Origin of the sequence: Streptomyces sp. MMG1533 (assembly GCF_001279775.1) — a bacterium.
Lineage (GTDB): Bacteria > Actinomycetota > Actinomycetes > Streptomycetales > Streptomycetaceae > Streptomyces.
Genome location: NZ_LGDG01000225.1, coordinates 168,875 through 190,677 on the forward strand (window position 1 = coordinate 168,875; position 21,803 = coordinate 190,677).

17 protein-coding genes are annotated in these 21,803 nt (G+C 70.8%); 5 read left to right on the forward strand and 12 right to left on the reverse strand.

The genetic code is table 11. The annotated features are described in order from the left end of the window. Window position 1: 1 nt before the first annotated feature. The 6 genes from ADK57_RS27050 to ADK57_RS27075 are packed head-to-tail and all read right to left on the reverse strand — an operon-like array spanning window position 2 to window position 6,851. The gene (locus tag ADK57_RS27050) at window positions 2–1,111 is read right to left on the reverse strand and encodes an XdhC family protein (RefSeq protein WP_053752186.1); all 1,110 of its coding nucleotides are present in this window, start codon (window positions 1,109–1,111) and stop codon (window positions 2–4) included. Continuing rightward, window positions 1,104–2,246 (reverse strand): VWA domain-containing protein, encoded by a 1,143-nt coding sequence (locus tag ADK57_RS27055; RefSeq protein ID WP_053752187.1) that lies wholly within the window; start codon window positions 2,244–2,246, stop codon window positions 1,104–1,106. The genes ADK57_RS27050 and ADK57_RS27055 overlap by 8 nt, the downstream gene beginning before the upstream one ends. Continuing rightward, a complete protein-coding gene (locus tag ADK57_RS27060; protein ID WP_234390430.1) occupies window positions 2,243–3,127 on the reverse strand; it encodes an AAA family ATPase in 885 nt (294 codons plus the stop codon). Before ADK57_RS27060 ends, ADK57_RS27055 begins: the two co-directional genes overlap by 4 nt. A 15-nt stretch (window positions 3,128–3,142) precedes the next feature. Then, window positions 3,143–3,997, reverse strand: a complete 855-nt coding sequence (locus ADK57_RS27065; protein ID WP_053752189.1) for an FAD binding domain-containing protein — start codon at window positions 3,995–3,997, stop codon at window positions 3,143–3,145. Further along, window positions 3,994–6,357: a xanthine dehydrogenase family protein molybdopterin-binding subunit gene (locus ADK57_RS27070; RefSeq protein WP_053752190.1), complete on the reverse strand. Its 2,364-nt coding sequence runs from the start codon at window positions 6,355–6,357 to the stop codon at window positions 3,994–3,996. Before ADK57_RS27070 ends, ADK57_RS27065 begins: the two co-directional genes overlap by 4 nt. Next, entirely contained in the window at window positions 6,354–6,851 is a 498-nt protein-coding gene (locus tag ADK57_RS27075; protein ID WP_053752208.1) for a (2Fe-2S)-binding protein, read from the reverse strand. Before ADK57_RS27075 ends, ADK57_RS27070 begins: the two co-directional genes overlap by 4 nt. Window positions 6,852–7,080: 229 nt before the next feature. On the opposite strand from ADK57_RS27075, the gene ADK57_RS27080 reads away from it, so the two are divergent. Together ADK57_RS27080 and ADK57_RS27085 are read left to right on the forward strand one after the other, a co-directional pair. After that, on the forward strand, window positions 7,081–9,051 hold the full coding sequence (locus tag ADK57_RS27080) for an elongation factor G (protein ID WP_053752191.1): 1,971 nt from the start codon (window positions 7,081–7,083) through the stop codon (window positions 9,049–9,051). 81 nt (window positions 9,052–9,132) lie between these two features. After that, window positions 9,133–10,992, forward strand: coding sequence for a cellulase family glycosylhydrolase (locus ADK57_RS27085; RefSeq protein ID WP_078973357.1), 1,860 nt, complete (start codon window positions 9,133–9,135; stop codon window positions 10,990–10,992). A 157-nt stretch (window positions 10,993–11,149) separates the two neighbouring features. On the opposite strand, the gene ADK57_RS27090 is transcribed toward ADK57_RS27085, so the two are convergent. Next, complete coding sequence (locus ADK57_RS27090; RefSeq protein ID WP_053752193.1) at window positions 11,150–12,112, reverse strand: NAD(P)H-dependent flavin oxidoreductase; 963 nt, start codon at window positions 12,110–12,112, stop codon at window positions 11,150–11,152. A 343-nt stretch (window positions 12,113–12,455) separates the two neighbouring features. Continuing rightward, entirely contained in the window at window positions 12,456–13,709 is a 1,254-nt protein-coding gene (locus ADK57_RS27095) for a YncE family protein (protein ID WP_053752194.1), read from the reverse strand. Window positions 13,710–13,880: 171 nt separating this feature from the next. Between ADK57_RS27095 and ADK57_RS27100 the strand changes: the two genes are divergently transcribed. After that, a complete protein-coding gene (locus tag ADK57_RS27100) occupies window positions 13,881–14,543 on the forward strand; it encodes a TetR/AcrR family transcriptional regulator (RefSeq protein ID WP_053752195.1) in 663 nt (220 codons plus the stop codon). Between the two features lie 250 nt (window positions 14,544–14,793). Here the strand turns inward: ADK57_RS27100 and ADK57_RS27105 are convergent, their stop codons facing one another. Further along, window positions 14,794–16,041 carry an MFS transporter gene (locus tag ADK57_RS27105; protein ID WP_053752196.1) on the reverse strand — a complete coding sequence of 416 codons (1,248 nt, stop codon included), beginning with the start codon at window positions 16,039–16,041 and terminating at the stop codon, window positions 14,794–14,796. Between the two features lie 122 nt (window positions 16,042–16,163). Between ADK57_RS27105 and ADK57_RS27110 the strand changes: the two genes are divergently transcribed. Beyond that, window positions 16,164–17,132, forward strand: coding sequence for a LysR family transcriptional regulator (locus ADK57_RS27110; RefSeq protein WP_053752197.1), 969 nt, complete (start codon window positions 16,164–16,166; stop codon window positions 17,130–17,132). A gap of 101 nt (window positions 17,133–17,233) precedes the next feature. On the opposite strand, the gene ADK57_RS27115 is transcribed toward ADK57_RS27110, so the two are convergent. After that, window positions 17,234–18,463 (reverse strand): glycosyltransferase, encoded by a 1,230-nt coding sequence (locus ADK57_RS27115; protein WP_053752209.1) that lies wholly within the window; start codon window positions 18,461–18,463, stop codon window positions 17,234–17,236. 204 nt (window positions 18,464–18,667) lie between these two features. On the opposite strand from ADK57_RS27115, the gene ADK57_RS27120 reads away from it, so the two are divergent. Continuing rightward, window positions 18,668–20,644: a ricin-type beta-trefoil lectin domain protein gene (locus tag ADK57_RS27120; protein WP_078973352.1), complete on the forward strand. Its 1,977-nt coding sequence runs from the start codon at window positions 18,668–18,670 to the stop codon at window positions 20,642–20,644. Between the two features lie 7 nt (window positions 20,645–20,651). On the opposite strand, the gene ADK57_RS27125 is transcribed toward ADK57_RS27120, so the two are convergent. Both ADK57_RS27125 and ADK57_RS27130 read right to left on the reverse strand, forming a co-directional pair. Further along, window positions 20,652–20,984, reverse strand: a complete 333-nt coding sequence (locus ADK57_RS27125; protein ID WP_053752198.1) for a hypothetical protein — start codon at window positions 20,982–20,984, stop codon at window positions 20,652–20,654. Continuing rightward, window positions 20,981–21,803, reverse strand: an 823-nt coding sequence (locus ADK57_RS27130) for a cbb3-type cytochrome c oxidase subunit I (protein ID WP_078973359.1), incomplete at its 5' end; no start/stop codon positions are given. The genes ADK57_RS27130 and ADK57_RS27125, both read right to left, overlap by 4 nt.

Here is a 21,803-nt window from a genome sequence, read left to right on the forward strand (position 1 = left end):
CCTAGGACTGAGACTCGGTCGGATGGATCGCTCCCGCCGTCGCCGTCAGCGGGGCGCCGCTGCCGCCCCAGCGCAGCGCGACGATCTCGGCGGCGACGGACACGCCGACCTCTTCGGGCGTACGGGCGCCCAGGTCGAGCCCCACGGGGGAGCGCAGCCGGGACAACTCGCCCTCGGTGAGCCCGGCCTCCGTCAGCCGTTGCATCCGGTCGTCGTGGGTGCGGCGGCTGCCCATCGCGCCGATGTACGCGGCCGGCCGGCGCAGCGCCACCTCCAGCAGCGGTACGTCGAACTTCGGGTCGTGGGTGAGGACGCAGATCACCGTGCGATCGTCAGTGTCCGTGTCCCGCAGGTAGCGGTGCGGCCAGTCCACGACCACCTCGACGCCCTCCGGGAAGCGCTTGGGCGTGGCGAAGACCGGGCGGGCGTCGCAGACCGTGACCCGGTAGCCGAGGAAGTCTCCGATGCGGGCGACCGCCGCCGCGTAGTCGATCGCGCCGAAGACCAGCATGCGCGGCGGGGGCGCGAAGGAGTGCAGGAAGACGGTGACCGCGTCCTCGCGGCGCTCGCCGTGCGGTCCGTAGTGTCTGAGGCCCGTGGCACCGAGGGCGAGTTCGCCGCGCGCGTCGGCCGTGACCGCCACGTCCAGGCCGTCCGTGCCGAGCGTGCCGGCGACCCGGTCCGGCCACACCGCGAGGGTGGCTCCGCGCGGCGCCGGCCCGTCGGTGACCGTGGCCACGGTCACCGGACGGCCCGCGGCAACCGACTCGGCGACTGCGCCGAAGGACGGGTCCGACTCCGGTGTGACCGGTCGGACCAGCAGCGTGATCTCGCCGCCGCAGGTGAGCCCGACCGCAAAGGCGTCCGCGTCGCTGTACCCGAAGGTCTCCAGGCGGGCCTCCCCGCTCGCCACCACTTCCTGGGCGAGCTCGAAGACGGCCCCCTCGACACAGCCGCCGGACACACTGCCCACGACCTCGTCGCCGGGGCCCACGGCCATGGCCGCACCGGGATCGCGCGGCGCGCTGCGGCTGACCGCCACCACCGTCGCCAGGCCGAAGGGTGCGCGGGACGCGTACCAGCCGTTCAGTGCCGGGAGAATGTCACGCACGATCCGCTCCTTCCACAAAAGCCACGTCGGCTCCTGCCACCACCGCCGCCAGACGCTCCAGCGCGGCCAGGCTGTGCCCCTCGACGAACGCGTCCACGCTCGGCAGTGCTGCCGCCATGCCGGCCGCCAGGGGCGCGTACCCGGGGCGTGCCTTGAGCGGATTGGCCCAGATCACCCGGTACGCCAGCCGGTGCAAGCGTCGCATCCGGTCCGCGAGCAGCTCCGGATCGCCACGCTCCCAGCCGTCCGAGAGCAGCACGACGACCGCGCCGCGCGCCATGCCCCGCTGCCCCCACCGGTTCAGGAACTCCCGCAGCAGCTCACCGAGCCGGGTGCCGCCGCGCCAGTCGGGCACGGCCGCCGCGAGCGCGGCCATCGCCAGGTCGGGATCGCGGTGCGACAGCTCCCGCGTCACCCGGGTCAGCCGGGTGCCGATCGTGAACACCTCCGTCCGCGTGCCCCGCGCGGCCGCGTGCGCGAACCTCAGCAACGCGTCCGCGTACGGCGCCATCGAGCCGCTGACGTCGACGAGCAGCACGACCCGGCGCGGCCGCACGGCCCGGGCCCGGTGCCGCAGCAGCGCCGGCTCCCCGCCCCGTCGCAGCAGCTCCCGTACGGTCCGCCGCGGATCGACGTCACCACGCCGGGCCGGCCGCCGACGCGCGGTGCGCCGGGCCTCACCCGGCAGCGCGAACGCGGCCAGCAGCCGGTGCACCGCGGCGCGCTCGGCCGCGTCCAGTTCGGCGAAGTCGCGGTGGCGCAGTACCTCGGCCGTGCCGGCCGGCGTCGCGGAGGGCGGCGCGAGGGGCTCCCGCCCAGCTGTCGTACGAAACGCGGGGGCGTCCCGTACGACCATCCGCAGACGTGGCGGGGGAGCGGCGACCGCGGCCGGTCCGACGGGCTCGGCCGCGCCGAAGCAGGCGGCGAACACCCGCTCGTAGCGCTCCAGGTCGTCCGGGCTCCCGCACAGGGTCAGCCGGCCCGCCCAGTACACGTCGGACCGCATCCCGGGCCCCAGCACGTCCACCGCCCGCAGGAACGCGTGCAGCCGCTCGGTGCTCGCGTCGACGCCGGCCGCCCGCAGGGCACGGGCGAAACCGAGCAGGGCGGCGTCCGGGGCGAGCACGGCCCTCACGCTCCTCGGGCCTCTCGGGCGGCGAGCACCGCCGCCAGGTCAAGACCCCGCGCCCGTTCCGCGTCCTCCCGGTACTTCAGCACCGATCCCAGCGTCGCCACCGCCAGCTCCGCGTCCACCTCACGCGCGCCCAGCGCGTCCAGCGCCTCGGCCCAGTCGATCGTCTCGGCCACCCCCGGCGGCTTGACCAGGTCCTGCGCCCGCAACGCCTGCACCAGCGCGGTGACCTGCTCGGCGAGCCGCGCCGACACCCGCGGCAACCGCCGCCGCACGATGGCGAGTTCACGGGCGAAGCCGGGATGGTCGAACCAGTGGTAGAGGCAGCGCCGCTTCAACGCGTCGTGCACCTCCCGCGTGCGGTTGGAGGTCAGCACGACCACGGGCGGCACCTCGGCCCGCAGCGTGCCCAGTTCCGGGATCGTGACCGCGAACTCGGACAACAGCTCCAGCAGGAACGCCTCGAACTCGTCGTCGGCACGGTCGATCTCGTCCACGAGCAGCACCGACGGCTGGGTCTCCAGGGCCCTCAGCAGCGGCCGGGCGACCAGGAACCGCCGGTCGTACAGTTCGCCCTCCAGCCGCTCGGCGTCGGTGCTTCCCGCCGCCTCGGCGGCCCTCAGGTGCAGCAGCTGGCGCGGGAAGTCCCAGTCGTACAGGGCCTGCGAGGCGTCGATGCCCTCGTGGCACTGCAACCGGATCAGCGGGGCGTCCAGCGCCTCAGCGAGGGCGGACGCGAGCGCGGTCTTGCCGACGCCCGCGTCGCCCTCGCAGAAGAGCGGCCGGTGCAGCCGGAGGGCCAGGAAGCAGGCGACGGCCAGCCCGTCGTCGACGAGGTATCCCGTCTCCTCCAGGCGGGCCCGTACCCGTGCCGGGCCGTCCACGTCCGTGATGGCAGCTCACCCCATCCCGGCGGCGGCCAGTACCGCCCGCCTGGTCAGCACCCGTGCCAGATGCGCCCGGTACTCGGGGGAGGCCGACAGGTCCTGCGACGGCCGGGTCCCGACGGCCGCCGACTGTGCCGCCCGCGCCACGGCCCGCGCGTCCCCGGCACCGGCCAGGGCCTCCTCGGCCGCCGAGGCGCGCACCGGGGCCGGCCCCATGTTGGTCAGCCCCACGCGGGCCTCGGCGATGTGCCCGTCCTCGCGCCTCACCAGAGCGGCCACGCCGACGACCGCCCAGGCCTGCGCCACCCGTTGGAACTTCTCGTACCGGAACCCCCAGCCGTCCGCCTTGGGGATCCTGACCTCGACGAGCAGCTCGTCGGGCGCCAGCGCGGACTGCAGGTAGTCGACGAAGAAGTCCCGCGCGGGGATCGCGCGCCGTCCCCGCGGCCCTACGACGATCAGCTCGCCCTCCAGCGCCAGCAGCACTGCGGGCAGGTCCCCCGCCGGATCGGCGTGCGCGAGAGAGCCGCCGAGGGTGCCGCGATGCCGTACGGCGGGATCCGCGACCGTGGCAGTGGCGGCCGCCAGCAGACCCGCGTGCCGGCGGACGAGCGGCTCGCGGATCACGTCGTGGTGCGTGGTCATCGCGCCGACCACGAGTGTGCCGCCGTCCTCCCGGACCCCGCGCAGCCCGGGGATCCGGCCGACGTCCACGACCAGTTCGGGAAAGGCCAGCCGCAGCCTCAGCAGCGGCAGCAGGCTCTGCCCGCCGGCCAGCACCTTCGCCTCGTCACCGGCGGCGGCGAGTGCGCGTACCGCCGCGTCGACGCTCGTCGGCCGGGTGTACTCGAATGCCGGAGGAATCATCGCGAGGCCTCCTCGATCGCCTTCCAGACCCGTTCGGGGGTGCAGGGCATTCGGACGTCCCCGACGCCCAACGGCCGCAGTGCGTCCACGATCGCGTTGACGACGGCGGGAGTGGAGGCGATGGTCCCTGCTTCCCCGACTCCCTTGACCCCCAAGGGATTCGAGGACGCGGGCGTCTGTGTCCGGTCCGTCACGAAGTCCGGCAGGTCCGGCGCGGACGGCACGAGATAGTCGGCCATCGTCCCCGAGACCAGGTTGCCCTCGTCGTCGTACACGGCCTCCTCGTACAACGCCTGCCCGATGCCCTGCGCGAGCCCGCCGTGCACCTGCCCCTCGACGATCATCGGGTTGATCACCCGGCCGACGTCGTCCACGCAGACGTAGGACCGGATCCGCGTCCGCCCGGTCTCCGTGTCGACCTCGACCGCGCACAGGTGGGTGCCGTGCGGGTAGGAGAAGTTGTCCGGGTCGAGCAGGTGCTCGGCGTTGATGGTGGGTTCCATGCCGTCGGGCAGGTCGTGCGAGGAGAACGTCTCGAAGGCGACCTCCTGGATGGTCCGGCGGGCGTCGGGAGAGCCCTTCACGGAGAACACGCCGTGGGTGAACTCCAGGTCGTGCTCGCTCGCTTCGAGCAGATGTGCGGCGACCTTCCGTGCCTTCTCGACCACCTTCTGCGCCGCGTGGTGCACGGCCGTGCCCCCGACCACCAGGGACCGCGAGCCGTACGTGTCCATTCCCTGCGGGGACGCCTTGGTGTCCCCGTGCACCACTTCGACGTCCTCGAACGGCACGCCCAGCACGTCGGCGGCGATCTGGCTCCAACAGGTCACATGGCCCTGCCCGTGCGGGCTGGTCCCGGTGACCACCTCGACCTTGCCGGTGGGCAGCATGCGGATGCTCGCCGCCTCCCAGCCGCCGGCCGCGTACCGCAGATCGCGCAGCACCCGGCTCGGCGCCAGCCCGCACATCTCGGTGTACGTCGACACACCGATCCCGAGCCGTACGGTGTCCCCGCGTTCGACGCGCTTGTCCTGCTCGGCACGCAGCTCGTCGTACCCGAACAGGGCGAGGGCCTTGTCCGTCGCGGCCTCGTAGTTGCCGCTGTCGTACGTCAGTCCCGCGACGGACGTGTACGGGAACTCCTCGTGCCGGATCCAGTTGCGGCGCCGCAACTCCACCGGGTCCAGGGCGAGTTCGACGGCCAGCTCGTCCATGATCCGTTCGATGGCGTACGTCGCCTCCGGGCGTCCGGCGCCCCGGTAGGCGTCGGTGGGCGTCCTGGTCGTGAAGACGCCGGTGCAGGTGAAGTCGTAGGAGTCCATCTTGTAGATCGCCGGGTACATGAAGGCGCCCAGGATCGGGATGCCCGGCGTGACCAGCATCAGGTACGCGCCCATGTCGGCCAGCAGGTCGACCTTGAGGCCGAGCAGCTTTCCGTCGCGGTTCGCGGCGATCTCGATGTCCTGGATCATGCCGCGTCCGTGATGGGTCGCCAGGTAGCCCTCGGAGCGGGACTCGGTCCACTTCACCGGGCGGCCCAGGCGGCGTGCGACCGTGAGGGCGAGGGCCTCCTCGCCGTAGACCTGGAGCTTGGAGCCGAAGCCGCCGCCCACGTCGGGGGCGATCACGCGGAGCTTGTGCTCCGGGATCCCGGTGACCACGGAGAGCATGACCCTGAGGATGTGCGGGATCTGCGTGGCCGAGTACACCGTGAACTCGCCGGACGCGGCGAGCGGGGTGACCACGACCGCGCGCGGCTCCATGGCGTTGGGGATCAGCCGCTGCTGGTGGTAGCGGCGCTTCAGGGTCACCTCGGCGCGCTGCCGTACGGTCTCGAAGTCCTCGCCGGTCTTCAGGGGCCAGACGTAGCAGCGGTTGGTGCCCTTGCCGGAGTGGACCAGCGGGGTGCCCGGCTCCAGTGCGGCCTCCAGATCGAGGACCGGACGCAGAGGCTCGTAGTCGACCTCGATCGCCTCCAGGGCGTCGGCCGCCGCGTACCGGTCGCGGGCCACCACGACCGCCACCGGGTCGCCCGCGTACCGCACCTCGTCGACCGCGACCGGCGGATGGTCGGGCAGCACGATGTCCTCGGTCACCGGCCAGGCACAGGGCAGCGATCCCATCCCCTCCGCGAGGTCGCTGCCGCTGAACGCCGCGACGACGCCCGGGCGTTCGAGGGCGGGCGTGACGTCGATCCGGTCGATACGGGCGTGGGCCATGGGGCTGCGGAGGATGGCGAGGTGCAGCAGGCCGGCCGCATCGATGTTGTCGGTCCAGTTGGTCTGACCGGTGAGGAGGCGGGCGTCCTCCTTGCGGGGCCGGGAGCGGCCGACCTCCCGTTCGGTGAGCTGCTCGGTCATGCCGTGACCTCCTGCCCGGAGGGCCGGGACGACTCGGGGGCTTCGGCCGCGGCCAGCACCGCGCGCACGATGTTCTGGTAGCCCGTGCAGCGGCAGAGGTTGCCTTCCAGGGCGTGGCGTACCTCGTCCGAGGAGGGGTGCGGGTTCTCGCGCAGCAGATCCCGTGCGGCCATGATCATGCCCGGGGTGCAGTAACCGCACTGCAGCGCGTGCCGCTCGTGGAAGGCGCGTTGCAGACCCGTCCACTCCCCGTTCCGCGCCAGCCCCTGGACGGTGGTCACTTCGCCGCCGTCCGCCTGGACGGCGAGGACCGAGCAGCTCTTGACGCTCTCGCCGTCCAGGTCGACCGTGCAGGCCCCGCAGTTGGAGGTGTCGCAGCCAATGGGGGTGCCGGTCAGGCCCAGCCGGTCACGCAGGTAGTGGACCAGCAGGAGACGGGGCTCCACCTCGTCCTGGTACGTCGTGCCGTCCACCTTCACCGAGATACGGGTCATGTGCCCTCCCAGGACCACGGGACGTGATGTGCGTCACTCTAGGACTGCTCCGTGGAGGGGGCGAGGGGCGGGACGTCACTGGTTGAGCGTTAATCCGTTGGCGCCGTGGCGCCGGAGCTGCTGAACTTCAGGTGACCTTGTCTTCGCACGAGTCCAGGAGCAGCAATGCGCGCACCGTTCATGTCCGCCCCGGAAGGAATGACCCCCTCTTCGAAGGACATGACGCTTCGTGCACTTGCTCAACCTCGGGATCCTCGCCCACGTCGACGCAGGTAAGACCAGCCTGACCGAGCGGCTGTTGCACTCGGTCGGTGTGATCGACGAGATCGGCCGCGTTGACGACGGGAACACGCAGACCGACACCCTCGCGCTGGAGCGCCGGCGCGGCATCACCATCAAGTCCGCCGTCGTCTCCTTCGCGATCGACGACGTGACCGTCAACCTCATCGACACCCCCGGCCACCCCGACTTCATCGCCGAGGTGGAGCGGGTACTCGGTGTCCTCGACGGCGCCGTGCTCGTCGTCTCGGCCGTCGAGGGCGTCCAGGCGCAGACCCGTGTGCTGATGCGGACCCTGCAGCGCCTGCGCATCCCCACGCTCGTCTTCGTCAACAAGATCGACCGGCGGGGTGCGGGCCACGAAGGCGTGCTGCGGGCCATCTCCGAACGGCTCACGCCCTCCGCCGTACCGATGGGCACACCCGCCGGACTCGGCACGCGCGCCGCCCGCTTCACCCCCGGCCTCGGCCCTGCCGCGCTCGACGTCCTCGCCGACCACGACGACGACCTGCTGTCCGCCTACGTCGAGGACACCGTCTCCGAAGCCCGGCTCCGCGCCGCCCTCGCGGCCCGAACCCGGCAGGCCCTGGTGCACCCGGTGTACTTCGGATCCGCCGTCACCGGCGCGGGCGTCGACGAACTCATCGCGGGGATCAAGGAGTTGCTGCCCGCGGCCGACGGTGACCCCGACGGCCCGCTCTCCGGCACCGTCTTCAAGGTCGAACGGGGCCCGGCGGGGGAGAAGGTGGCGTACGCACGGATGTTCTCCGGAACCCTGCGCACCCGTGACCGGATCCCCTTCGGCGACGCCCGCGAGGACGGCAGGATCACCGCGGTCAGCGTCTTCGACCACGGCACGGACGTCCGCCGGGACACCGTTCCCGCGGGCCGCATCGCCAAGCTGTGGGGCCTCGCCGACATCAGGATCGGCGACTCCCTCGGCGAACCCCGCAAGGCGTACGGCCACTTCTTCGCTCCGCCGACCCTCGAAACCGTCGTCGTCCCCGGACCGCACACGGACGGCGGAGCCCTGCACCTTGCGCTCACGCGACTCGCCGAACAGGACCCGCTGATCGGCCTGCGCCACGACGAGGTACGCAGGGAAACCTCCGTCTCCCTGTACGGCGAGGTCCAGAAGGAGGTCGTCCAGGCCACCCTCGCCGACGAGTTCGGACTCGAGGTCACCTTCCGCGAGACCACACCGCTGTGCATCGAGCGGCCCGCCGGGACCGGGACGGCGGTCGAGTTCATCAAGAAGGACGCCAACCCGTTCCTCGCGACCGTCGGCCTGCGAGTCGACCCGGCGCCGCCCGGCTCGGGGGTCGGCTTCCTGCTGGAGGTGGAGCTCGGCTCCATGCCGTACGCCTTCTTCAAGGCCATCGAGGACACCGTGCGCGACACCCTGGGGCAGGGTCTGCACGGCTGGCAGGTCGCCGACTGCACGGTCACGATGACCCACTGCGGCTACTGGCCCCGGCAGAGCCACTCCCACCAGGGCTTCGACAAGAGCATGTCCAGCACCGGCGCCGACTTCCGCGGGCTGACCCCGCTGGTCCTCGTCGAGGCGCTCAAGCGGGCGGGCACCCAGGTGTACGAGCCGATGCACCGCTTCCGCATCGAGGCTCCGCAGGACACGCTCGGTGCGCTCCTGCCGGTGCTGGCCGCGCTGCGGGCCGTACCCCGGACCACCGAGACGCACGGCGACATCTGCGTTCTGGAAGGTGTCGTTCCGGCGGACCGGGTACACGAACTGGAGCAGCGGCTTCCGGGGCTCAGCCGGGGGGAGGGGGAAGTGGAGAGCTCCTTCGACCACTACGCGCCCGTCGCACGCGGCACGTCGCCGCGCAGGCCGCGCACGGACAACAACCCGCTGAACCGCAAGGAGTACCTGCTGAACGTCACGCGCCGGGTGGGCGGATGAGGCACTGATCACCAAAGGTGAAACTTACTCATCAGTCAGATGGTGTTGACGTTGTACCGAAATCGCCGGACTGTAATGGACATGCCGAATATACGCGCGCGTCTGCTCGTTGTTCTGGTTGTCCTCTCCGGATTCCTGACGGTGACGGGCGTGAGACCCGCCACCGCCGAAGCCCTCCCCGACTCGCTCTGGTTCGACGACACCCCCGTCACCGTGCAGGACGGCCGTTTCACCGACGGCCTCGGCCGCGAGGTCGTCCTGCGCGGTTACAACGTCTCCGGCGAGACCAAGCTGGCCGAGAACAACGGCCTGCCCTTCGCCTCCGTCGCCGACGCGAAGAAGTCCGCGACCGCGCTGCGCGCCCTAGGCGGCGGCAACACGGTCCGCTTCCTGCTGTCCTGGGCGTACGCCGAACCCGTGCGCGGCCAGGTCAGCGAGGCCTACCTGGCCGCCGCCACCGACCAGATGCGCGCCTTCCTCGACGCCGGCATCCGCGTCTACCCCGACTTCCACCAGGACCTCTACTCCCGCCACCTCTTCGACCCCGACAGCTGGTACACGGGCGACGGCGCCCCCAAGTGGGCCGTGGACGCCGGGAACTACCCGGACGAGAACTGCGGGATCTGCCTGTTCTGGGGCCAGAACATCACCCAGAACGAGGCCGTGAAGCAGGCGTCGTACGACTTCTGGCACAACGCGTACGGTCTCCAGGACGCGTTCCTCACCACCGCCCAGAAGACGATGACGTACGTCAAACAGCACGTCAGCGCCGCCGAGTTCACAGGCGTAGTCGGCTTCGACCCCTACAACGAGCCGCACGCCGGCGTGTACGACTCCGGCCAGACCAGCCGCGCCTGGGAGCGCGACGTGCTGTGGCCCTTCTACGAGAAGTTCCGCGCCCGCATGGACACGGCCGGCTGGCAGGACAAGCCCGCCTTCGTCGAGCCGAACCTGTTCTGGAACGCCAACATCAGCTTCCAGAAGCAGGAGGGCGGACTCCTCGACTCCGGGACCCTCGGCCCGGACTACGTGTTCAACACCCACTTCTACGACCAGAAGGCCATCTCCGGGATCTTCATGCCGGGCAAGGCGGCCGACGGCCAGTACTCGGGCGACTTCGGCACGGTCCGCGACCGCGCCGCGGCCACGGACACCGCCGCCGTCGTCAGCGAGTTCGGCCACCCCCTCGCGGGCAACGTCTCCGACAAGGCGCCGACCGTCCTCAAGGCGATGTACCAGGCCCTCGACTCCCGCCTCCCGGGCGCGAGTTGGTGGTCGAACCCGACGGCCTCGGGCCCGGTCCTGTCCGGTTCGCAGTGGCAGTGGGACATCTACAACGGACGCCATCACGAGCTGATGAACGGCAACGCCGACAAGGTGCTGACCACCGGCGACGCCTGGAACGACGAGGACCTGTCGGCCGTACGCCTCGACGACTCGGGGACGGCCGTGCTGCGCCAGGACGCCCGGCTGCTCGACCGCGTCTACCCGAGCGCCACCGCCGGTTCGACCGTCGCCTTCACCTACGAGGACCGCTCCCGCGACGGCTCCACGACCCTGACCTGGAACCCGGTGCCGAGTTCGCTCCCGAACGTCTCCCGGCTGGTGGGCTCGGGACAGTACGGCCTGCTGCTGTGGCGCTCCGACGGCACGTCGGCGCCCACCGAACTGCACCTCCCGGCATCCTTCCCGACCTCCACCACCACGGTCGTCTCCGACCTGGGTACGTCCTACGCCCCGCCGGCGTACACCCGGACGACCCCGATCGCGGCGGCCCCGGAACCGGGCGGCACGGGCAGCCGCCGCCTTCTGCTCACCGCACCCGACAACGGTGTCCTGCACTACGCGCTGGTGACCAACGGAACGACCTCGCCCTCGGCGGACCTGCTCGGCGCGGCCCGGTCCGAGTTGTCGGCGTGGGCGGCACGGCAGGCCGGCTGAGGCCGCTCGGCCCGCCGTGCGACAGGGCGGGCCTGCTCACGCCCGGCGCAGGCAGCCGGGCCGGACACCGCCTCTACGAGGAGGCGGCTCCGGCCCGGTTCCAGCGGCCCGCCGAGGTCGCCGAACGGGCCGTCGAGGTCCAGCAGGCCGGAGTGTCTCAGTACTTTCCCGCGCGGTTCAGGGCGTCCTCGGCCTGGGCGGCCAGGGTTTCGACGAGGTCGGCTGCGGGTGGCTGGTCGGTGACGAGGTCGACCGCCTCGCCGGCCCAGACCGGTAGCGGCGGCACGTGGCCCTGGGCCACGTCCTCGTGATAAGCCCGCTGGGCCTCGGCATCCGTGGCGAGTTCCGCTTCCCGGCCCCGCCATTGGTCGAGGTAGCGATGGCCCAGGGTGCGGGCGGTGTACCGGGCGGGCCACCGCGAACCGCGGGCGATGTCGAGCACGCGGTTGCGCTCGGTGTCCTGCCCGTGTCCCTCGACGATCGCGGTGGCGATCGCCGGGGGGACCAGGGCTTCGGCGGTGGCCTGGAAGCGGGTGCCGATGAGTGCCCCCGCGGCCCCCAGAGCCAGGACGGCCGCCAGTCCGCGGCCGTCGCCGATCCCGCCGGCCGCCAGCACCGGAACCGGTGCCGCAAGGTCTGCCACCACCGGCACGAACGGCAAGGTGGACCGCCCGTGCCGGGCCCCGTGTCCACCGCCCTCGGTGCCCTGCGCCACGATGACGTCGGCGCCCAGGTCCACTGCCTGTCTGGCCTCATCCAGGTCGGTGACCTGGATGATGAGTGCCGCGCCGGCCTGGCGGATGCGTTCGGTGAACGCGCTCGGGTCCCCGAAGGACAGCATCACCGCCCTGGGTTGGTGCTCCAGTGCCCGCTCGACCGCGCTGGTGTCGATCGCCCAGGTCTGAAAGCCGATGCCCCACGGCTTGTCGGTGCCCTGTGCGACGAGAGGCAGTTCGCGGGCCAGCCAGCCCGGATCCCCGTTCCCGGAGCCCAGCAGCCCGAGCCCGCCGCCCCGCGAGACGGCCGCCGTCAGCGCACCACCGGCAGAACCGCCCATCGGTGCCAGCGCGATCGGATGCCGCACACCGAACAACTTCGTGAACGCTGTCGACAACGCCATGTCCGCCATCCTCGCGCGTACCGCTCGCCGGCACGCAGGGGCATCCCCCGCAGGCTCCCCGCCAATCGGCCGCGAGCGGGGAATCCAAACCGGCGACCATTGCCCGGAGTTGGAGAGCGGCGCAGCCAGATCACCTCATGACGCCCGTTCTGGGCGGGCCGGTCGGCGGGCCGTGCTCGGTACCGTCACCGCCCCGATCCCTTCGGGTCCCGGAGCGGCAGACCCAGGGCGCGCCGCCGCCTCGGTCGCCGCGCAGCGAATGGCGACCGAGGACGGGACGGGACAGGGCGGGACAGGGCGGAACGGCAAGGTCAAGGCCCTTGAGCGGCTGACGAGTTGAGCCTCAGGAGGCCGGGCCTGTCCAGTCCGCGGTCACGTGGCCGAGGCGCACGCGCTGCGGGTGGTCGCCCACCGGTACCGAGACCGTCTTCTGCCCGGTGGCGAAGTCGATCGCCGTGACCTGGTCGGCGCCGCTCTCGGAGACGACACAGCTCTTGCCGTCGCCGCTGACGGTCGCCCAGTAGGGCTTGGCGACGGGCACGAGCGGGCCTTCCTGGAGGGTGGCGCGGTCGACGACGGTCGCGTAGTCGTCCATCGTGCCCGCCACGCACAGCTTGGAGCCGTCCGGCTTCATCGAAATGCCGTGGTGGCGCGAGTCGTTGACGAACGTGGTGCGGTCGTCACTGGTCGCCGGGTTCTTCGGCAGCGTCTTCGTCCGGACGATCTTGTCGGTGGCGATGTCGTACTCGAAGAAGCCGTTGAAGAACGACACCTGGAAGTACAGCTTGGACTCGTCCGGCGAGAAGACGGCGGGCCGCACCGCGTCGGAGTAGTCACTCAGGCCGATCGCGTCCAGCCGCTCCCGCATGTCGATGACCTTGACCTGCTGGTACGTCGTCGCGTCGACGACGGTGATGACCCGGTTGCCCTTCGTCCAGTCCAGCCACGGCGCGTCGGTCGAGGTGTTCACGTCGCCGATGGCCATGTTCCAGATGTACTTGCCGTCCTTGGTGAAGATGTTCTCGTGCGGCTTGTCGCCCGTGCCGAACGAGCCGAGCTGCTTGCCGGTGACGATGTCCAGCACGTGCACGGTGTTCCCGGTGGACGCGGACACCGCGACCCGCTTGCCGTCGGGGGAGACGGCCATGTGGTCCGAACGGTAACCCGACACGGGGAAGCGCCAGTTGATGTTCCCGGTGGCCAGGTCGATGGAGACGACGTCGGCGAAGCTCGGCCGCGAGACCACCACCGACGTGCCGTCCGGCGTGGAGTACATGTCGTCGACGAACTGGTCGTGGCCCTCGCCGACGCTGTTGCGGATGGTCATGTAGGCGATCCACCGGATCGGATCGGCGTTGATCTCCGCCATCCGCTGGTCCTTGTCGGGAATCACGTTGATCCGGGCGACCTTCGCGAAGTCCCCGGACGACTTGATGACGTCGGCGGTGCCGTCCCAGTTGTTGCCCACGAACATCACCTCGCGCAGGGCTGCCGCCGAGGAGTCCGGAGCGGCGCCGGCGACGGTCGCGGGGGCGGTGACGGTCAGGACGACGGCGGCGGCCATGGAGCAAAGGTGCCTGGGTCCGAAAGCACGCATGAGTGCTCTCTCCTCTGGGGTGGGCGGGTGCCGGGGCGCGGCGATGAATCTGAACACGGCTGCATTCAGAGTTGACTTACTCGAAAGTAAGGAAGAGGCGGCCTTCTCGACAAGACCGCGTACACGACAAACTTGGTGTCCCAGGACGGGGCGAGGCAGTGAGGAGGCACGGTGGCGGGCAGGCTCAAGGCGCCGAGCGGCCGTTACGGCGGCAAATCGGCCGAGGAGCGGCAGGCCGAGCGGCGCCGCCGCTTCCTGGACGCCGCACTTCAGCTCTTCGGCGACGTCCCCGGATACCGCGCCACCACCGTCGCCGCGCTCAGCGAGGCCGCGGGACTGTCCACGCGCCAGTTCTACGAGGAGTTCCGCACCCTCGAGGACGTCTTGGCCGCGTTGCACCTCCAGGTCAACGACTGGGCCGAGGAGGCCGTCCTCGCCGCGGTGACCGGCGCGCAGCACCTGCCGCTCGCCGAACGCGCCGCCGCGATCTTCCGCGCGTACGCCGCGAACGTGACCGCGGACCCGCGCCGTGTCCGCATCACTTTCGTCGAGATCATCGGCGTCAGTCCGCGCATGGAGGAACAGCGCCTGGCCCGCCGCTCCCGCTGGGTCGACCTCGTGTGTGCCGAGGCGGAGGCCTTCGCCGCGCGGGGGGAGGCGGCGCCCCGCGACTACCGGCTCGCCGCGACGGCGTTCATCGGCAGCGTCAACGGCCTGCTGCACGACTGGAACGCGGGATGGGTGCAGGCCACGCTGGACGAGGTGGTCGACGAACTGGTCCGGCAACTGCTGGGGATTCTGCAGCCGCCGGGGTGGGTGCCGGGGGAGGGCTAGGAGGGGGCGGCTCGAACGCGATCCGCGAGGCAGACCGTTCGCGCTCGCGGAGGGGGCGTCGGCTGCCGGTGCGGGGCCGAGGACCGGTCAGGCAGTCCGAGCTCGTCGTGGCGGCGGTAAGGACTCACCCGCTTCGCTGCCGTCACTCGCGACATCCCCATCTCCGCGGCACCATGCGCGACTTGGCGGGTGCGACAGCGCTCGATGAGCAGGCGGCGCCCTTCCGGGGTGAGCGGGGCGTTGCGGGGAGTCATGCGACCCGGACGTCTTCGGCGGACGCGGCGGGCTCGGGGGCGGAGAAATGTATCCGTTTGGGCAGCAAGAGCGGGGTGGCGAGCAGGAGAACGCCGGACATGGTGATCGCGGCGAGCGGGCTGGTGAGTGTGGCGAGAAGGCCCCAGATCACCGTCAGGGCAGCTTGTAGGAGTTTGCTGACGGCACTCCATGTGCTGAGGACTTGGGCGGTGTGATCCGCGGGGATCCGTTGCAGGCGTTCTGTTGCGTAGATCGGATTGAAGATGCCCATGCAGGTGATCAGCAGGCCCTCGACGATGATCACGGTGAGGAGCCCGGGGATGCCGGGACGGACGAACGTGAGACCGAGTGGGAAGAGCGATCGCAGCCAGCCGGAGACGATCATGACCCGGTGCCGGCCGTAGCGGGTCACGAGGCGCACGGAGAGGCGGGCGCCCACGAAGCCGCCGAGTGCCGGGATGCCGAAGGCGAGACCGTACTGCCAGGCCGGGAAGTGGTACTGGCCCAGCAGGAGGACGGACAGGAGCGGGACGGTGGCCATGATGAGGCCGCCGACCAGGACCGAGTTGAGGAACAGGCGCCTCAGTGCGCGGTCGCGGAGGATGAACCGCCGGCCGCCGTGAAGGTCGGCTCCGCGCGACCTGGTGGCCCGGTCGCGGGGTGCCGCGACGTCGCCTCCGCGGATGCGGAGGACCCCGAGCGCGGACAGCAGGTAGCTGAGGGCGTCGGCCATGACAGTGGTGACCGGGCCGAGCAAGCCTGTGAGTGCACCGCCGAGGGGCGGGCCCGCGGCGGTCGCCACCCAGTTCGTGCCCTCGAATCTCCCGTTCGCCACAAGGAGGTGATCGCCACGGACGAGGTACTTCATATACGCGCCGGATGCGGCAGTGAAGGCGATACTCGCGGTCCCGGAGATGACCGAGACGACCAGCAGTTGGCCGTATGAAAGCAAACCGAGGACGTACGCGATCGGGACACTTGCCATCGCGATGAACCGGATCAGGTCCATTGCGATCATCACCGGACGCTTGGCCCGGTGCTCGACCCACGGCCCGAGCGAGAACGCGACAATCGCCGCGACGGCGAGCCCCGCCGCTTCCAGGAGCGACACGGCGAATGCCGACGAGTGCAGCACTCGCACCGCGATCAGCGGGAACGCGCCGAAGGCAATCCACGTACCGTATGTACTGACGGCGTAGGCCGACCACAGCCAACCGAAACTGCGGCCCAACTGCACGCGCATGCGACTCCCTCGGACAACCGACGTTCGGGTCTCTGCATCACACCGGCCGCACCGTCACGGGATCAAACAACCGTCTCCCGGGCGAGCCACAACCATCGGTTGGGCACGTTTACGCTGGATCGATGGATACCGAGGCGGTGCGATCGTTCGTTCGCGCGGCCGAGCTCGGACAGCTGCAACACGCGGCCGACGAGCTCGGCGTAACGCAACAGGCCGTGTCGAAGCGGATCGCGACCCTGGAGCGCGAACTCGACGTCCGGTTGTTCACCCGAACCGCCCGAGGGGTCGAGCTGACACTCGACGGCCAGGCTTTCCTCCCGCACGCCCGGAGCATCGTCACGGGTGTCGATCGCGCCATCACCGCGATCAGGCCGGGCTCGCGGGCCCTTCGGATCGACGTTCTCGGCCTGCGATCCGCCCAGGCCGTCGTCCTGCACGACTATTGGCGGTCGCATCCCGAAACCGACCTCGACGTGGTGACCCTCAGGGTCAACGACCCTCGCGTGGCGGTCACCGCCGTCCAATCAGGCGATATCGACGCCTCGTTCCGCTCGGTCACCGACCCGGCCACACTGCCGCGCGACGTGCAAATGATCCACGCGTTCGACTCCCCGCTGGAACTCCTCGTCGGCCCGAGGCACCCGCTCGCCTGCGCACGCACACTGACACCGTCCCAGCTGCGCCGGCACCGGATCTGGGTGCCGGGTATCGCGCCGCGAAGCGAATGGGCAGAGTTCTACGATCAGCTCGCCACCGACTTCGACCTCCGCGTTGACGCCGCGGGCCCGAACTTCGGCAACGAGGTACTCCTCGACATCCTCGCGGACTCCGCGGACGTGGCAACCCTCGTAGGCTCGCGCGACCGCTACATCTGGCCGACCAACCACGACCTGCGCCGCATCCCGATCGTGAATCCGACGCTCGCATACCCGCTCTCGCTCATCGTCCCCCGAGCGAATCCACACCCAGGACTTCGGGCGATCATCAACCACTTCGGAAACCTGGCACCGCTCCCCGAGACGGCCTGGCTCCCATCCTGGGCGACGACGCCACGCCGCAGCGACGGAAACTTCGAACACACCCGACGCTGACGGCCGCTTCCAGCAGCACACTGCCGACACGACTGGCCGAACGCACCCCTGGCCAAGGTGATTCGACCGGCCGTTGCCGACAACGTCATGGTCGGCAACCCCTAGTCGGCCAGCCGGTTCACCGCGTCGAGCACCGGCGTGATCCCGTCCTCGCTCCGGATGCGCGCCCCCAGCGCCCGGGCCCGCTCGCCGTACCCGGGATCACGGGTGGCCCGCACGAGCGCAGCGGCCAGCGCGTCGGCCGTCAGGCGGCGCAGCGGAACAGTGCGCGGGGCCACGCCCAGGCCGACCAGCCGCGCCGCCCAGAACCCCTCGTCGAACTGAATCGGCACCGGCACGGCCGGCACCCCCGCCCGCAGCCCGGCAGCGGTGGTGCCCGCACCCGCGTGGTGGACGACCGCCGCCATCCGCGGGAAGAGCAGGGAGTGCGGGACCTCGCCGATGGTCAGCATGTCGTCGCCGGAGGCCTCCAGCCCGGCCCAGCCCCGCTGGATCACCCCGCGCAGCCCGGCCGTTCGCAGGGCACGCACGATGTCGGCCCCGAGCCGCCGCGGATCGGGCACGGTCGCGCTGCCCAGCCCCACGAAGACCGGCGGCGGCCCGGCATCGACGAACTCCTCCAGCCGGGGCGGCAGCCGGTCCTCCCCGTCGTACGGCCACCAGTAGCCCGCCACGTCGAGACCCGCCCGCCAGTCGCGCGGCCGTGCGACCACCAGCGGGCTGAAGCCGTGCAGCACCGGCCAGCCCTGGCGCTCCCGGGCCCGCAGTCCCGCGGTGGTATGTGCGCGGGGCAGCCCCAGCCGGGCCCGTAGGGGCGGTAAGGCCGCGGCGAAGACCTGCTCGACGGCCAGGCTCACGCCCATCCCGGCGACCCGGTTGCCGACGGGCCCCCAGGAGCCGACGCCCAGCATCGGCGGCGCGAACTCCCGGGTGGGGGAGAGGGGTTGGAGGTGGACGCCCAGGCTCGGCAGGGACAGCCCCTCGGCGATGGTGTGCCCCAGCGGGCCGAGGGAGGCGGCGAGGAGCAGTGCGTCGCTGGTGCGGGCCGCCGCCACCAGGTCGTCGGTCATCAGCCCGACCAGTGCCCGCGCCATCGCCACCACCCGCACCATTTTGCCCACGCCGGTCGCACTGCGGTGCAGCCTCCGCCCGCGCGAGGATTCCAGCTCCGCCCGAGGGTCCGTCGGCAGTGGGTGGAACCGGAGCCCCGCCCGCGCCGCCAGCGGCTCGAACCGGGCGTGGGTGACCAGGGTGACCTCGTGTCCGGCGCGGGAAAGTCCGTGTCCCAGGCCGGTGTAGGGGGCCACGTCGCCCCGGGACCCCGCCGTCATGATGGCTACGCGCACGAAGGCCAGTATGGCGGCGGGACGAGCCACCCCGGGCAACGAACCGTACGCAACGGCAACTTCACCCTTGTCACATCCGTTGACTTGCCTCTCCGGTGGCTCTACGTTCGGCGCGCACAATGTTCGGATCACCGATCTCTGTTCGAAATTCCGACCATCCTCGGTGTTCCTCCCGCATGAAGGAGCCGCATGTACCCCCCGCCGCGATCACCTCGCTCGACCGCCAGAGGCCTCGTACGACGCTGTAGAGCCACGGCCGTCCGTGCCCTGGCCCTTGCCCTGACCGCGACCGCCGCCCTGCTGTTCGCCCAGCCGACTCCGGCGCTGGCGGCGACGAGCCGTCAGATATCGGTGCCCGCCGCCCCGATGGGCTGGGCGTCCTGGAACAGCTTCGCCGCGAAGATCGACTACAACGTGATCAAGCAGCAGGTGGACGCGTTCGTCGCGGCGGGCCTGCCCGCGGCCGGGTACAACTACATCAACATCGACGAAGGCTGGTGGCAGGGCACCCGGGACGCCGCCGGCAACATCACGATCGATGAGACCGAGTGGCCGGGCGGCATGAAGGCCATCGCCGACTACATCCACAGCAAGGGCCTGAAGGCGGGCATCTACACCGACGCCGGCAAGGACGGCTGCGGCTACTACTTCCCGACGGGCCGGCCCGCCGCGCCCGGCTCGGGCAGCGAGGGCCACTACGACCAGGACATGCTCCAGTTCTCGAAGTGGGGCTTCGACTTCGTGAAGGTCGACTGGTGCGGCGGCGACGCCGAGGGCCTCGACGCGAAGACCACGTACCAGGCCATCAGTGACGCGATCACGAAGGCCACGGCGACCACGGGCCGGCCGCTGACCCTCTCGCTCTGCAACTGGGGCTACCAGAACCCGTGGAACTGGGCCCCGGGCCAGGGCGCGATGTGGCGGACCAACACCGACATCATCTACTACGGCAACAAGCCCTCGATGACGAGTCTGCTGGCCAACTACGACACCAACCTGCACCCCACGGCCCAGCACACCGGCTACTACAACGACCCGGACATGCTGATGGTCGGCATGGACGGCTTCACCGCCGCCCAGAACCGCACCCACATGAACCTGTGGGCGATCTCCGGCGCCCCCCTCCTGGCCGGCAACAACCTGGCCACCATGACCGCGGAGACCGCCGGGATCCTGAAGAACCCCGAGGTCATCGCGGTCGACCAGGACTCGCGCGGCCTCCAGGGCGTCGAGGTCGCCGAGGACACCACGGGAGCGCAGGTCTACGGCAAGGTCCTGTCCGGCGCCGGCAACCGCGCGGTCGTCCTGCTCAACCGCACCTCCGCCGCCAAGAACATCACCGTGCGCTGGTCGGACCTGGGCCTGACCAACGCCAACGCCACGGTCCGTGACCTGTGGGCGCGCGCCGACGTGGGGACGTACGGCACGAGTTACACGGCGAGCGTCCCGGCGGGCGGCTCGGTGATGCTCACGGTCACCGGCGGCACCGAGGCGGCGAGCAGCACCTACACCGGCACGTCGAGCTTCACCGGCGTGGTCGCCGGGAGCACCGGCCTGAAGACGGTCGACGTCTCCTACACCAACAACACCTCCACCACCCGCACGGCCACCCTCCAGGTCAACGGCCAGACGCCCACCAAGGTCGCCTTCCCGCCGACCGGATCGAGCCCGGGCACGATCTCCGTCGCGGCCTCCCTGTCCAAGGGCTCCGCCAACACGCTCGCCTTCTCGGGAGCGTCGGGCATCGACTCGGTCACCGTCAGACCCCTGCCCGGCGCGAACGGCACCATGGCCGTCGGCAAGCAGTCCGGCCGCTGCCTCGACATCTACAACAACACCATCACCAACGGCACCCAGGCCGAGCTGTGGGACTGCAACGGCGGCCAGAACCAGTCCTGGAGCTACACCTCCCGCAAGGAACTCGTGGTGTACGGCAACAAGTGCCTGGACGCCTACAACCGCGGCACGACCAACGGCACCAAGGTCGTCATCTGGGACTGCAACGGCCAGACCAACCAGCAGTGGAACGTGAACAGCGACGGCACCTTCACCAACGTCAACGCCGGTCTCTGCCTCGACGCGAACAACAACGGCACGGCCAACGGCTCACTGCTGGTGCTGTGGTCGTGCAACGGCGGCGACAACCAGAAGTGGACGCTGACGTAGCACCCGCCTAGGCGAGACACACCAGCGACACCACCGCGGCCACCGCGGCGCCGCCCAGCAGCCAGCAGGCCAGCAGGCGGCGCCGCAGCCCGCGGTACGCCTCCTCGTACTCGCCCCGCAACTCCCCGGCCCGCGCCACCGTGCGCTGCCAGGAGGTGCGGGCGAGTGCGAGGTACTCCGCCTCGAACCGGCGCTCCACTTCCTCCCGCTGGGCGTCGGTGAGCCAGTGCAGCGGGGCGGTGAAGCGCGCGGCGGCACTGCGGCCCTCCGCGCGGGCGGCGGCGAGGAGGAGATGTCCCTCGATGTCGTTGAGGAGCGTGCGGGTGTCGGGGGTGCTCACCGGGCGGCCAACTCCCTTTCCGGCGCCCCCGGTGCGGGGGCGTGGTGCAGGTCGAACGCGGGGGACTCGCTGCGGATCCGGGGAAGCGCGACGAAGTTGTGCCGGGGTGGCGGGCAGGAGGTCGCCCACTCCAGTGAGCGGCCGTAGCCCCACGGGTCGTCGGCGGCGACCGGCTCGCCGTACTTGGCCGTCTTCCAGACGTTGTAGAAGAAGGGCAGAAGGGACAGGCCGAGCAGGAAGGAGAAGACGCTCGACAGCGTGTTGAGCGTGGTGAGGCCCTCCACCGCCAGATAGTCGGGAATCCGGCGCTGCATTCCGTTCACGCCCAGCCAGTGCTGGACGAGGAACGTGCCGTGGAAGCCGGTGAACAGCGTCCAGAAGGTGATCTTCCCGAGGCGCTCGCCGAGCATCTTGCCGGTGAACTTCGGCCACCAGAAGTGGAATCCGGCGAACATCGCGAAGACCACGGTGCCGAAGACGACGTAATGGAAGTGCGCCACGACGAAATAGGTGTCCGAGGTCGGGAAGTCCAGCGGCGGTGAGGCGAGCATGACGCCGGTCAGGCCGCCGAAGACGAACGTGACCAGGAAGCCGGTCGCCCACAGCATCGGGGTCTCGAAGGACAGGCTTCCGTTCCACATCGTTCCGATCCAGTTGAAGAACTTCACGCCTGTCGGCACGGCGATGAGGAACGTCATGAAGGAGAAGAACGGCAGGAGTACACCGCCGGTGACGTACATGTGGTGGGCCCACACCGTCACGGACAGGCCCGCGATGGAGATGGTCGCCGCGATCAGGCCCATGTAGCCGAACATCGGC

What these genes read in the sequence shown, in the direction of transcription:
- ADK57_RS27065 (WP_053752189.1), bottom strand. Translation starts at nt 3,997, where the DNA reads ATGATTCCTCCGGCATTCGAGTACACCCGGCCGACGAGCGTCGACGCG.
- ADK57_RS27070 (WP_053752190.1), bottom strand. Translation starts at nt 6,357, where the DNA reads ATGACCGAGCAGCTCACCGAACGGGAGGTCGGCCGCTCCCGGCCCCGC.
- ADK57_RS27075 (WP_053752208.1), bottom strand. Translation starts at nt 6,851, where the DNA reads ATGACCCGTATCTCGGTGAAGGTGGACGGCACGACGTACCAGGACGAG.
- ADK57_RS27085 (WP_078973357.1), top strand. Translation starts at nt 9,133, where the DNA reads ATGCCGAATATACGCGCGCGTCTGCTCGTTGTTCTGGTTGTCCTCTCC.
- ADK57_RS27090 (WP_053752193.1), bottom strand. Translation starts at nt 12,112, where the DNA reads ATGGCGTTGTCGACAGCGTTCACGAAGTTGTTCGGTGTGCGGCATCCG.
- ADK57_RS27095 (WP_053752194.1), bottom strand. Translation starts at nt 13,709, where the DNA reads ATGCGTGCTTTCGGACCCAGGCACCTTTGCTCCATGGCCGCCGCCGTC.
- ADK57_RS27105 (WP_053752196.1), bottom strand. Translation starts at nt 16,041, where the DNA reads ATGCGCGTGCAGTTGGGCCGCAGTTTCGGTTGGCTGTGGTCGGCCTAC.
- ADK57_RS27110 (WP_053752197.1), top strand. Translation starts at nt 16,164, where the DNA reads ATGGATACCGAGGCGGTGCGATCGTTCGTTCGCGCGGCCGAGCTCGGA.
- ADK57_RS27115 (WP_053752209.1), bottom strand. Translation starts at nt 18,463, where the DNA reads ATGACGGCGGGGTCCCGGGGCGACGTGGCCCCCTACACCGGCCTGGGA.
- ADK57_RS27120 (WP_078973352.1), top strand. Translation starts at nt 18,668, where the DNA reads ATGTACCCCCCGCCGCGATCACCTCGCTCGACCGCCAGAGGCCTCGTA.